At 61.0% G+C, this 12,427-nt stretch carries 11 protein-coding genes and 1 tRNA gene; 8 read left to right on the forward strand and 4 right to left on the reverse strand.

Annotation, left to right across the window (positions count from 1 at the left end; all coding sequences use genetic code 11):
• Window positions 1-30: 30 nt before the first annotated feature.
• Window positions 31-106, reverse strand: a tRNA-Ile gene (locus tag HGP14_RS14780).
• A 154-nt stretch (window positions 107-260) separates the two neighbouring features.
• Here HGP14_RS14780 and HGP14_RS14785 point away from each other — a divergent pair.
• The 4 genes from HGP14_RS14785 to HGP14_RS14800 all read left to right on the forward strand — a co-directional run bounded on the left by HGP14_RS14785 (window position 261) and on the right by HGP14_RS14800 (window position 2,699).
• A complete protein-coding gene (locus tag HGP14_RS14785; RefSeq protein WP_168830619.1) occupies window positions 261-1,004 on the forward strand; it encodes an SIMPL domain-containing protein in 744 nt (247 codons plus the stop codon).
• Window positions 1,005-1,239: 235 nt separating this feature from the next.
• Window positions 1,240-1,623 (forward strand): hypothetical protein, encoded by a 384-nt coding sequence (locus HGP14_RS14790; RefSeq protein WP_168830620.1) that lies wholly within the window; start codon window positions 1,240-1,242, stop codon window positions 1,621-1,623.
• A gap of 97 nt (window positions 1,624-1,720) precedes the next feature.
• A complete protein-coding gene (locus tag HGP14_RS14795; protein WP_168830621.1) occupies window positions 1,721-2,122 on the forward strand; it encodes a DUF4174 domain-containing protein in 402 nt (133 codons plus the stop codon).
• An 88-nt stretch (window positions 2,123-2,210) separates the two neighbouring features.
• A complete protein-coding gene (locus HGP14_RS14800; RefSeq protein ID WP_168830622.1) occupies window positions 2,211-2,699 on the forward strand; it encodes a heme-degrading domain-containing protein in 489 nt (162 codons plus the stop codon).
• Between the two features lie 36 nt (window positions 2,700-2,735).
• On the opposite strand, the gene HGP14_RS14805 is transcribed toward HGP14_RS14800, so the two are convergent.
• Window positions 2,736-3,995 (reverse strand): AGE family epimerase/isomerase, encoded by a 1,260-nt coding sequence (locus HGP14_RS14805; protein ID WP_168830623.1) that lies wholly within the window; start codon window positions 3,993-3,995, stop codon window positions 2,736-2,738.
• Between the two features lie 171 nt (window positions 3,996-4,166).
• Here HGP14_RS14805 and metH point away from each other — a divergent pair, with 171 nt between their 5' ends.
• The 3 genes from metH to HGP14_RS14820 all read left to right on the forward strand — a co-directional run bounded on the left by metH (window position 4,167) and on the right by HGP14_RS14820 (window position 8,741).
• The gene (gene metH, locus HGP14_RS14810; protein ID WP_168830624.1) at window positions 4,167-7,940 is read left to right on the forward strand and encodes a methionine synthase; all 3,774 of its coding nucleotides are present in this window, start codon (window positions 4,167-4,169) and stop codon (window positions 7,938-7,940) included.
• A gap of 169 nt (window positions 7,941-8,109) precedes the next feature.
• On the forward strand, window positions 8,110-8,343 hold the full coding sequence (locus tag HGP14_RS14815; protein WP_168830625.1) for a type II toxin-antitoxin system Phd/YefM family antitoxin: 234 nt from the start codon (window positions 8,110-8,112) through the stop codon (window positions 8,341-8,343).
• Entirely contained in the window at window positions 8,340-8,741 is a 402-nt protein-coding gene (locus HGP14_RS14820; RefSeq protein ID WP_168830626.1) for a type II toxin-antitoxin system VapC family toxin, read from the forward strand. The genes HGP14_RS14815 and HGP14_RS14820 overlap by 4 nt, the downstream gene beginning before the upstream one ends.
• Window positions 8,742-8,744: 3 nt before the next feature.
• Here HGP14_RS14820 and HGP14_RS14825 read toward each other — a convergent pair whose 3' ends face one another.
• Together HGP14_RS14825 and HGP14_RS14830 are read right to left on the reverse strand one after the other, a co-directional pair.
• A complete protein-coding gene (locus tag HGP14_RS14825; RefSeq protein WP_168830627.1) occupies window positions 8,745-9,509 on the reverse strand; it encodes a GntR family transcriptional regulator in 765 nt (254 codons plus the stop codon).
• On the reverse strand, window positions 9,506-10,390 hold the full coding sequence (locus HGP14_RS14830; RefSeq protein WP_168830628.1) for a BadF/BadG/BcrA/BcrD ATPase family protein: 885 nt from the start codon (window positions 10,388-10,390) through the stop codon (window positions 9,506-9,508). The genes HGP14_RS14825 and HGP14_RS14830 overlap by 4 nt, the downstream gene beginning before the upstream one ends.
• A 513-nt stretch (window positions 10,391-10,903) precedes the next feature.
• Here HGP14_RS14830 and HGP14_RS14835 point away from each other — a divergent pair.
• Complete coding sequence (locus tag HGP14_RS14835; RefSeq protein ID WP_168830629.1) at window positions 10,904-12,163, forward strand: ABC transporter substrate-binding protein; 1,260 nt, start codon at window positions 10,904-10,906, stop codon at window positions 12,161-12,163.
• Window positions 12,164-12,427: the final 264 nt, after the last annotated feature.

Consider the following 12,427-nt stretch of genomic DNA (forward strand, 5'->3'; position numbering starts at 1 on the left):
TTCCATATTTGCAACCCCTTAGAGGGGGTTTGGTGGGCCCGGAGGGACTCGAACCCCCAACCAAGCGGTTATGAGCCGCCGGCTCTAACCATTGAGCTACAGGCCCGTGCGTGGCTTGGCCGCGCCGGCAGCGGGGCAATGGTCCCCCGGTGCGGTTTCGCTCTAACGCAATTCGAATGCAGCGACAAGACGTTGCCGCAATAGCTTCACAATCAATCGGCAAAGAGCTAACCGGGGTCGCGACAACCAAGGAGTGAAACATGGCGCTGCGGACTATTAGAAACCTGGCTTTCGGCATGCTGATCGGTGTGCCGGCCGTCCTGCCGATGACAGCGGCGGCTGCCGATGATTCGAGGCCGCGTGAGGCGGTGGTCATGGTCTCGGGCGAGGGGCAGTCGGCGGTAGCGCCCGATATGGCCGTCCTCAGCCTTGCGGTCGTCAAGCAGGCGAAGACGGCCCGCGAGGCGCTCGACGAGAACAACAAGGCGATGGCCGCCGTTCTGGCGGCGCTGAAGAAAGAGGGGATCGCCGACAGGGATCTGCAGACTTCGGGCTTCTCCGTGCAGCCGCAATACAATTATCCGCAGAGCAACGACGGCCAGCCGAAGCCGCCGGAGCTCATCGGCTATCAGGTCTCAAACGGGCTGACGGTGCGCGTGCGCGATCTCGGCGAGCTGGGCGGCTTGATCGACCAGGCGGTGACACTCGGCGTCAATCAGGGCGGCGATATCCAGTTCACCAACGACAAGCCGGAGGCGGCCATGGAAGCGGCGCGCAAGGATGCCGTCGCAGCTGCGATGAAGAAGGCAAAGACGCTGACGGAGGCCGCCGGCGTGAAATTGGGCCGCGTCATCGAGATCAGCGAGAGCGGCGTTCGGCCGATGCCGCAACCGGCCTATCGCGCAACGATGGCGAAGGAGGCGGCTGATGCTTCCGTGCCGATTCAGGGTGGCGAAAACACCTATCATGTCACGGTCAACCTGACCTTCGCGCTCGAGCAGTAGGGCCTAGGGCCTTTCAAACTCCGGGAAAAAGCCGTTGATGTTCTTCAGGAATATCAACGGCTTATTTATTTGGAAACGCATCTCAACGGCGCGGCGGGCATAAATCGCTTTATCACGCGAGTGTTACACTATAAAAAGAATCGTGTTATCGGTTCCGGAGGAGCCCCGAGTTCCGAGTTCTGATTCGATCCGGCCGATAAGGAGGAACTGGCTTAATCCTAGAGAGGAGACAGACATGACGAATGCCTTGCCGCCACTTCACAACGGACACGCGCCGATCACCCTTCAGGAACTCTTCCGCGAAGCCCTCTATGCTTTCGAAGAATGGGATACGGAACTCACAGAACCAATCGTCACCTTCGAAGGGCGGGTCGTTCCGATCAGCCTCGTCTTCGAAGCCATGCGCGAGTGCGACGACATCGTGCCGAACAACATTGTCGGCGCCGTTACCGAAAGACTGACAAAGCCGTGGGAAGGCGAGGGGCCGCTCGACCAGATGAGCTTCTCGACGGCCGCCCGCGTCATGCGCGTCTTGGTCCGCAAACGCCTTCTTGCCAACGGCACGGCCGATGTCGTGGCCGTTCCCACCCGCCCGGCGGAGCACAAGCCGTCCGAATGAGGCCGCGAGGGATCGCGGTGATCCGCGATCCCTCTGCTTTTGAAGGGAACCGCTCTCACTTCCAATCGTTGAAGTCAGAACGAAGGATGTGAGCATCATGCTTAAATCAATCATACGCGAAATCATCGGGCCGGCGCCGCAGGCGTCCACGTCCCCGGACTGTCTCAAACCATTCATCGGCCGGAAACGTGTTCTCATCATTTTTGCGGATGCAGATGATGACCGTGCGACGGTGCAGGACGAGTCGCTGCGCCGTGCGCGTTTTTCGCTCATCGAGAATGATATAGAGGTGCTGAATGTCGCCGGCGGTGGGGTGTTCCCCACTTTCGAGGGATCAGAGGACCTCGACGCCGATGAAATCCGCGACGATCTCCAGGGACCGCGGCCCGGCGAATTCGGCCTTCTCCTGCTCGACTGTGACGGCACGGTGTTGCTGCGCTCGAATGAGCCCATGTCGCCGGAGGATATCATCGGTTCGCTGTCATCGGTGCCGCACTAAGCTGTCGAAATCTCCAGACGTTGCTTTACTTTTCGCTGCCGCTTGCGGATGCTCTCCGCCGGTTCGATGTGGCAGAGGAGTAGGGCCTATGACTGTTGAGGACGATCTCAGCCGGATTGCGGAGCAGGAACAGGTATTGAGCTTTGATGCCTTCGACCTCACGACAGCCTGGCAGCTTGGCAAGCTGCTGCAGGAACTCGCGACGGAACGCGGGCTTGGCGTGGCGATAGACGTTTCGCTGCATTCGATGCCGGTCTTTTACGCGGCGCTGCCGGGTGTTACGCCCGACAACGTCCAATGGGTGCGGCGCAAGCGCAACGTGGTGTTCCGCTATTCAAAGAGCAGTTACGCCTGCGGCCTTAAGCTGCAGAAAGACGGTAAGACCGTCGAAGACAACGGGCTTTCGAGCGCCGATTATGCGGCGCATGGCGGTAGCTTTCCGATCAATGTCAAGGGAACCGGCTGCATCGGCGCGGTTACGGTCTCGGGCCTGCCGCAGCGCGACGACCACAATCTCGTCGTCGAGGCGCTGTCGCTGATGCTGGCGAAAGATCTGGATTCCCTGCGGCTGGCGTGAAAGCGGCCATCGGGCCACGCGCCAGCAGTCGCCCACTCAAATCTTCCCTTTTGCCTCGATAATGCCTTTGGTGACGCTGCCCGTCGCCGGAAAGAGCGGGATCAGGCAGGCCTGCAGGGCGTGGTAGATATCGCCCTTGCCGGGGAAGAGGCTATGCGAGGGGACGAGATCTTCCGTCAGTTCCTCGTGCCAGCCGCCGTTCTTGTGGTCGATGAAGGCGCGCTCGATGACATTCCAGATCGTGCGATAGCTTTGCTCGTGGAAGTCGCTCGGCAGGTGCTCGTTCAGGAAGTGGGCAGCGGCTGCACCCTCACAGGCCGGCCACCAGAGCTTGTTGCGCTTCGCCGGCTTGTCGTCCCAATCGAGCGTGTAGAAGAAACCGCCCTTGCCGTTGTCCCAGCCGAGCGCCATCGATTGCGAGAAGAGGCCCTTGGCGGCATCCGGCATCCAGTCGTGCTTCTTGCCGCCGAGTGCCCAGAGCTGCAGGATAAGGCGTGCCCATTCCAGCCAGTGGCCTGGCGTGGTACCGGCCGGGCGGAACATCTCGTTCGGATGGTAGTAGCTTTTGTCGAGCCCCCAATCTGCGCTGAAATGCTCAGCGACGCGCCAGCCGACGGAACCGGCCGACCTGCGGATGACGAGATCGGCGATGCTTTCGGCCTTGGCGAGATAATCTCTGTCGCCGGTGGCTTCGAAAGCGGCCATCAGCGCTTCGGTGAGATGCATGTTGGAGTTCTGGCCGCGATAGCGACCGCCGTCGAGCGGCTGCCAGTCGGCGGTGAACTCCTCAGCGATGGCGCCGTGCTTCGGCTCCCAGAACCTGGTGTTGAGGACTTCGGTAATATCGGCCAGCATGGCGTCGGCCAGCGGATGGCCGATGGTTTTCGCGGAGGAGGCGGCAAGCAAGACGAAAGCATGGCCATAGCCCTGCTTGGTGGAATCGACAGCGCCATCATTGTTCAGCGACCAGAAATAGCCGCCGTTTTTCGTGTCGCGGTGATGGTTCCAAAGGTAATCCATGCCGTGATCGACGACATCGCTCGCGCCGGGGCGGCCGAGAAGAGTGCCGATCGAGAAGCAGTGGACCGCGCGCGATGCAATGTGAATGCCGCGAACCTGCCCGTCGGCGTCGAGCGGCTGGCCGTGATCGTCGAGATCGTAGAAGCCGCCCTTCGGATTGATCGAATTGTGCTGGAAGAAATCGAAGAGGCCGTTTGCCTGGGCGAGAAGCCAGTTGCGATGATAGGCGCGGATGCTCCAATGACCAATGCCGGCGTCGCCAGTTACAGATGTCATGTCATTCCTCCGATTTCGTAACAACGACTTGCGAAAGAGCCTATATAGGCCGAGCCCGAGTCTGTCACCCCGCCTCGCGAACCATCACAAAGTCAAAGCATATATTGACATAAACATATCTTTATGTGATTGGTCGCTCTGGCCTTTAAACGACTGTCAAGGAGTCCGCCCGTGTTCAATAATCTCTTTGGTCCCCAAGGGGCAAAACGCGACGGCAATGAAATCTTTGCAGCTTTGCGGAAAGCCGCAAGCGAGCGAATCCTCGTTCTTGACGGCGCCATGGGCACGCAGATCCAAGGACTCGGCTATAATGAAGACCAGTTCCGCGGCGAGCGCTTCATCGGCTGCGCCTGTCACCAGAAGGGCAACAACGACCTTTTGATCCTGTCGCAGCCAGATGCGCTTGAGGAAATCCATTACAAATACGCCAAGGCCGGCGCGGATATTCTGGAAACGAATACCTTTTCCTCGACCCGCATCGCGCAGGCCGACTACCAGATGGAAGGCGAGGTCTACAACCTCAACAAGGACGGTGCCGAGATCGTGCGGCGCGCGGCAATTCGCGCCGAGCGCGAGGATGGCCGCCGCCGCTTCGTGGCGGGCGCGATCGGCCCGACCAACCGCACGGCGTCGATTTCGCCTGATGTCAACAATCCGGGTTTCCGGGCCGTCAGCTTCGACGAGCTTCGCATTGCCTACGGCGAGCAGATCGATGGCCTGATCGACGGCGGCGCGGATATCATCCTCATCGAAACGATCTTCGATACGCTGAATGCCAAGGCCGCGATCTTCGCGTGCGAGGAGCGTTTCGCGGCCAAGGGCATCCGCCTGCCGGTGATGATCTCGGGCACGATCACCGACCTTTCCGGCCGCACGCTTTCCGGCCAGACGCCGTCGGCTTTCTGGAATTCGGTCCGCCACGCAAACCCGTTCACGATCGGCCTCAACTGCGCGCTCGGCGCCAATGCGATGCGCCCGCATCTGCAGGAGCTTTCGGGTGTCGCCGATGCCTTCATCTGCGCCTATCCGAACGCCGGCCTGCCGAACGAGTTCGGCCAGTACGACGAAACACCGGAACTGATGGCGGCGCAGATCGACAGCTTTGCGCGCGAAGGTCTGGTTAATATCGTTGGCGGCTGCTGCGGCTCGACGCCGGAGCATATCCGCGCGATCGCCGAGACCGTTGCCAAGTACAAGCCGCGCCCGATTCCGGAGCATCGGCCGTTCATGTCGCTGTCGGGGCTCGAGCCTTTCGAACTGACCAAGGACATTCCCTTCGTCAACGTCGGTGAGCGCACCAATGTCACCGGTTCGGCTCGCTTCCGCAAGCTGATCACCAACGCCGATTTCACGGCGGCGCTCGATGTTGCCCGCGACCAGGTCGAAAACGGCGCGCAGATCATCGACATCAACATGGACGAGGGGCTGATCGACTCCGAAAAGGCGATGGTCGAGTTCCTGCATCTGATTGCCGCCGAGCCGGATATCGCGCGGGTGCCTGTCATGATCGATAGTTCGAAGTTCTCGATCATCGAATCAGGTCTCAAGTGCGTGCAGGGCAAGCCGATCGTCAACTCGATCTCGCTGAAGGAAGGCGAGGAGACATTCCTTGCTCACGCGCAGTTGCTGCACCGCTACGGCGCGGCCGTCGTCGTCATGGCCTTCGACGAGACAGGGCAGGCCGACTCTTACGAGCGCAAGGTGGAAATCTGCACCCGTGCCTATAAGCTTTTGACCGAGGAGGCAGGCTTTCCGCCGGAAGACATTATCTTCGATCCGAACATCTTCGCAGTCGCGACCGGTATCGAGGAGCACAACAACTACGGCGTCGACTTCATCGAGGCGACGCGGACGATCCGCCAGCGTATGCCGCTCGTTCATATTTCCGGCGGCGTTTCCAACCTGTCGTTCTCGTTCCGCGGCAATGAGCCGGTGCGCGAGGCGATGCATGCCGTGTTCCTCTACCACGCCATCCAGGCGGGTATGGACATGGGCATTGTCAACGCCGGCCAGCTTGCCGTCTACGATAACATCGATCCGGAGCTGCGCGAGGCCTGCGAAGACGTCGTCCTGAACCGCCGTCCAGATGGAACCGAGCGCCTGCTCGCGGTCGCCGAGCGCTTCCGCGGTGCCGGCACGAAGGAGGCGAAAGCCCAGGATCTTTCCTGGCGTGAATGGACGGTCGAGAAGCGTCTGGAACATGCGCTGGTCCTCGGCATCACCGAATATATCGAGGCGGATACCGAAGAAGCCCGCCAGCAGGCCGAGCGCCCGCTGCACGTCATCGAGGGCCCCTTGATGGCCGGCATGAACGTCGTCGGCGATCTTTTCGGTTCCGGCAAGATGTTCCTGCCGCAGGTCGTCAAGTCGGCGCGCGTCATGAAGCAGGCGGTCGCCGTGCTGCTACCCTACATGGAAGAAGAGAAGCGGCTGAACGGCGGCGACGAGAGGAAGTCTGCCGGCAAGATCCTGATGGCGACCGTCAAGGGCGACGTGCACGATATCGGCAAGAACATCGTCGGTGTCGTACTTGCCTGCAACAACTACGAGATCATCGATCTCGGCGTCATGGTGCCGGCGACGAAGATCCTCGAGACGGCCGTGCAGGAGAAGGTCGATGTCATCGGTCTCTCGGGTCTGATCACGCCGTCGCTCGACGAGATGGTGCACGTGGCTGCCGAAATGGAGCGTGAGGGCTTCGATATCCCGCTTCTGATCGGCGGCGCGACCACCAGCCGTGTTCATACCGCGGTGAAGATCCATCCAGGATATCACAAGGGCCAGACGGTCTATGTTACGGATGCGAGCCGCGCCGTTGGCGTCGTCTCGTCCTTGCTGTCTCCGGATACGCGTCAGACCTATATCGACGGCATCCGCGGCGAATATGCCAAGGTTGCCGCCGCGCATGCGCGCAGCGAAGCTGAAAAGGTTCGCCTGCCGCTCCCGCGTGCCCGCGAGAATGCCCATCAGGTGGATTGGGCCTCCTACAAGCCGACCAGGCCGCAGTTCATCGGCACCAAGGTGTTTGAGGATTATGATCTGGCGGATATCGCCCGCTACATCGACTGGACGCCGTTCTTCCAGACCTGGGAGCTACGCGGCCGTTACCCTGCCATTCTCGACGACGAGAAGCAGGGCGCGGCGGCACGCGCTCTCTGGGCCGATGCGCAGGCGATGCTCAAGAAGGTGATCGACGAAAAGTGGTTCCGCCCGCGTGCCGTCATCGGCTTTTGGCCGGCAGGCAGCGTCGGCGACGACATTCGTCTGTTCGCGGACGAGGCCCGCAGGGAGGAACTCGCGACCTTCTATACGCTCCGCCAGCAGCTTTCGAAGCGCGACGGCCGGCCGAACGTGGCGCTGTCGGATTTCGTGGCGCCGGTTTCGAGCGGCGTCCAGGACTATGTCGGTGGCTTCGTTGTGACGGCGGGCATCGAGGAAGTCGCGATTGCAGAGCGCTTCGAGCGGGCGAATGACGACTACTCGTCGATTTTGGTCAAGGCGATTGCCGACCGCTTCGCCGAGGCCTTCGCCGAGCGCATGCACGAACGGGTCCGCAAGGAATTCTGGGGCTACGCGAAGGATGAGAACCTGACCAACGCGCAGCTCATCACCGAGGAGTATGCCGGAATTCGCCCAGCACCCGGGTATCCGGCGCAGCCCGACCACACGGAGAAGGCGACGCTCTTCCGCCTGCTCGATGCCCAAAGGGCGGCCGGCGTGACACTCACGGAGAGCTACGCCATGTGGCCCGGCTCATCTGTCTCCGGCCTCTACATCGGCCACCCCGACAGCTACTATTTCGGCGTAGCGAAGGTGGAGCGCGATCAGGTCGAGGACTATGCCGCGCGCAAGGGCATGACGATTGCCGAAGTGGAGCGCTGGCTCGGGCCAGTGCTGAACTACGTGCCGCGCAAGGTGGACGAGGAAATCGACGACGCGGCTTGATCGTCGACGGCCAGTTCAGAGATTGAATCAAGAAGGGCGGAAAGTGCTTCACTTTCCGCCCTTATGCTTTTGCGGCAACTGGATTTTCCGCAACTGAGTATCATGGTGGCTGATCTGGCAAAGGCGATATTCCTATGCTAACATAGCTAAGTTAGCTAACGAGGTGGCCATGAAAGTGACGGTTCACGCAGCCAAGACAAATCTCTCGAAACTGATCGACGCTGCGCTTTCAGGTGAGGAGGTTGTCATTGCCAAGGGGCAGAAGCCCGTCGTCAAGCTTACACCCATCCCGCAGAATTCCTTCACGATCGGAATTCTGAAGGGGCAGGTCGGCGGGAGCGCGCCCGACTTCTTCGAGCCGATGGATGAGGACGATCTGGCGAACTGGGAAGGCGCGAATTGAACGCGGTTCTGCTCGACACGCACGCGTGGGCATGGTCCCTGACGGCCGACTCGCGGTTGACGGCGAGGGCCGTCACTGTGATCCAGCAAGCGGATGCCGTTCTGGTCAGCCCCATTTCATTGTTCGAGATCGGCCAGAAGGTGCGGCTTGGCAAATGGCCCGAGATGCAGCCATACATTCATGGCCTGGCGGAGCTGCTTGAGCGGCAGGGCGGACGAACCGTTGCATTGACGCCAGACGTTTGCCTGAAGGCATCAACGATGGACTGGGCGCATCGTGATCCTTTCGACCGGCTGATTGCCGCCACGGCCATGGCGAACGGACTTCCGCTGATTTCGGCGGACACGGTTTTCGACGGGCTTTCCACCGATCAACGCTGGATTGCCCGGCTCTGGTAGCCGTCAACTGGCCCCGATAGTAAGCTCAGCCACGAAATCATAGGCGTCGCCGCGGTAGAGCGAGCGGGTGAATTCGATCGCCCGGCCGGAGCCGACATAGGAGATACGCTCGATCGAAAGGCCGGCGGCCCCGACAGGAACGCCGAGGAGATGCGCGTCTGCCTCCTTCATGTTCGTGGCGGAGATGCGTTGCACGGCGCGCACCGGGCGGACGCCGCGACGTTCGAGTTCGGCATAGAGCGACGTTGTCACCACGGATGGATCAGGCAGGAATTCGCCGGAGACGCTCGCATGCTCGATCGCCAGCGGCTGATCGTCGGCGATGCGAAGGCGCGAGAGACGCGAGACCTTGATGTCGGTGGCGAGGCCGAGAATCATCATTTCGTCGGGCGAGGGGGTATGGATGCCCTTATGCAGCCATTCGGAACGCGCCGTCATGCCGCGCCGGGCCATGTCCTCGGTGAAGGACGTGAGCTGCGAAAGCCGCTGTTCGACCTTCGAAACCGGCTTGGCCACGAAGGTGCCGGAGCCGTGGCGACGGACCAGCAGGCCATCGGCGACAAGATCGTCGATCGCCTTGCGAACCGTGACGCGGCTCACGGCGGCGAATTCTGCGATATCGCGTTCCGGCGGCAGGGCGTCGCCGTGGCCGAGGGCGCCGGTGCGCATGGCGTCTTCCAGAGTGCGGCGCAGCTTTACATAGAGAGGGCCGGTCCCGCCGGCCTGCAGGCGCTCGGGCGACAGGATGGTCGCGAGGTCGTCGGTCATGCGGCGCCTCTCTTTGCAGCGTTCAGGCGCTTGACTGCAAGGTCGACTGCGCCCCGGAGGACGTCGCCCTTCGGCTGTGCGAGCAGCGCTTTATGTCGCTCTGAAAGCCACGGTTCATAAGCCTTGGCGAGGCCGCCGAGCAGGCAGATTGCCGGACATTCCGGCCACAGCAGCGCGTCCAGGTTTTCGCCGATTGCCGCGGCCGCGGCCTTGACGATACCGGCCGCGATCTCATCGCCCTGCGCGGCGTAGTCGAAGACCAGCGGCGCATAGCGTGCGAAGTCCTTCGGTTTCGAAACGTGGGCGAATTCGACGAGGCGTTCAGGATCGTCGCCGTATTCAGCCAATATCCTTGCTGTCAGAGGTGAAGACGGGCGCACGCCATCGTAGGCGAGCAGGGACTTTTCCATGAGGTCGCGGCCGAGACGCGCGCCGCTTGCCTGATCGCCAATGATGAAGCCCCAGCCGCCGATGCCATGGAGCTTGCCGTCGCGGCGAGCATTATAGACCGAGCCGGTGCCGAAGGCGCCGATGACGCCATCGGAATCTCCAAGCGCGCCCTGAAGCGCGATCAGAGCATCCGTCACGACATGGCCGTCCGCAAAGGGCAGGGCTCGCTCGATACGCACGCCATAGTCTCCCACATTGGCTCCGGCGACACCGACGACGGCTGAGACTTTGGAAAGGGTGTCGGCAGAAAGGCCTGCCGCCCGCAAAGCCTCACGCGCTGATTCGACGATATTGATCAGCGAGCTTTCCAGATCGGAAAGGATATTGGCAGGTCCGGCATTGCCGCGACCCAGAATATTGCCCACTCTGTCGGCAACCGCAGCACGGCAGCTTGATCCGCCTCCGTCTATGCCGATTGCAAGCCCCGTCATCTAACCTCCGAATGCCGCATTCGCTTGGCTTTTTGTTACAATACCAAAAAAATACCATTTACCAAGCAGAATTGGTTTTCAAAATCCTCATCTTTGTATCATGCTGATTTTCAACGAAAAAATTTTCACAGGAAATTTATTGGCCTCAAAAGTTAAATTCGGCTGGACAATTGGTATTTTTTTGGCCTTAATTCCGGATAGGGAACAGCAAGTAGAGGCAGATAGAACGGCGCCAAGCATCAGTCGCTGTCTTTAAACGGTCGCGTCGCGATGTCGCTTCAGTGCGAGCGCCATGGGAGATCAGCCAGCTATTCCTTGCGAGTTTATCGCGCCCGGTTGAGCGTACCGGAGGGCGCACCGGCCGGAGGCGCCATCGCTTTCCGCGTCCGTCGAGCTTTCGGGGCCGGCAGTATATGGCGGCCCTCACGGAGTGTTGAGGTGTATCCTCAGGCACACCAACTGCTTGTTTCAGAACCAAAGATAGCGCCCACGGCGCTTAGACAGGAGAGGGAAATGAAGAACACTGCTCTGAAAAGCCTGCTGCTTGCCTCCAGCCTGCTCACGTCTGCCGGCTTTGCCTATGCCGCCGACGTCACGCTGACGGTTGAAAGCTGGCGTAACGACGACCTGCAGATCTGGCAGGAAAAGATCATCCCGGCCTTCGAGGCGAAGAACCCGGGTATCAAGATTGTGTTCTCGCCGACCGCGCCGACGGAATACAACGCCGCACTCAATGCCAAGCTCGACGCCGGCTCCGCTGGCGACCTGATCACCTGCCGTCCGTTCGACCCCTCACTCGCAGTGTTTGACAACGGGCACCTGGCGAGCTTGAACGATCTCCCGGGCATGGAGAACTTCTCGGCCGTTGCAAAGTCCGCCTGGACGACCGACGACGGCAAGACCACCTTCTGCGTGCCTATGGCCTCGGTTATCCACGGCTTCATCTACAACAAGGACGCCTTCGACAAGCTCGGTATCGCAATCCCGACGACGGAAGCCGAATTCTTCGCAGCCCTCGACAAGATCAAGGCTGACGGCACCTACATCCCGATGGCCATGGGCACGAAGGATCTCTGGGAAGCCGCAACCATGGGCTACCAGAACATTGGCCCGAACTATTGGAAGGGCGAGGACGGTCGCGCAGCCCTCATCAAGGGTGAGCAGAAGCTGACGGATAAGCCTTGGGTAGAGCCTTACGAAACTCTCGCCAAGTGGAAGGACTATCTCGGTGACGGCTTCGAGGCACAGACCTATGCCGACAGCCAGAACCTCTTCACGCTCGGCCGCGCCGCCATCTATCCGGCCGGCTCGTGGGAAATCGGCCTGTTCAACACGCAGGCTCAGTTCAAGATGGGCGCCTTCCCGCCGCCGGTTAAGAACGCCGGCGACACCTGCTACATCTCCGACCACAACGACATCGGCATCGGCCTGAACCCCAAGAGCACCCATTCCGAGGAAGCCAAGAAGTTCCTCAGCTGGGTTGCCTCGCCGGAATTCGCCGACATCTATGCCAACTCGCTGCCGGGCTTCTTCAGCCTGAACTCGACGCCGGTAAAGATGAACGACCCGTTGGCCCAGGAATTCGTCTCCTGGCGCGAGAAGTGCAAGCCGACGATCCGCTCGACCTACCAGATCCTGTCGCGCGGTACGCCTAACCTGGAGAATGAGACCTGGGTTGAATCCGCCAACGTCGTCAACGGTACCGACACGCCGCAGGCTGCTGCCGAGAAGCTGCAGAAGGGCCTCGACAGCTGGTACAAGCCGGCGAAGTGAAAGGAAAATCCCTCCCCAACCCCTCCCCACAAGGGGCGGGGCTTAGCCGGCCGCCGATGCGCGGTTTGGCGGGGAGGGGATCGTGCCGCGCGTCATCTTCCCCCTTGTGGGGAAGATGACCGGCAGGCCAGAAGGGGTCTCGTCATGCCGGAGGCATGGCGGTTCGCTCGTAGCGAAGAGGCGCCCGGCAGGGCGGATGAGCGGTTTTCTTCGTTGCCATCCCTATTTCCACCTGCGCCGTGCCTCGACGGCCAACAAGAACAG

The organism is Rhizobium sp. P32RR-XVIII (genome assembly GCF_012641395.1).
GTDB lineage: Bacteria > Pseudomonadota > Alphaproteobacteria > Rhizobiales > Rhizobiaceae > Rhizobium.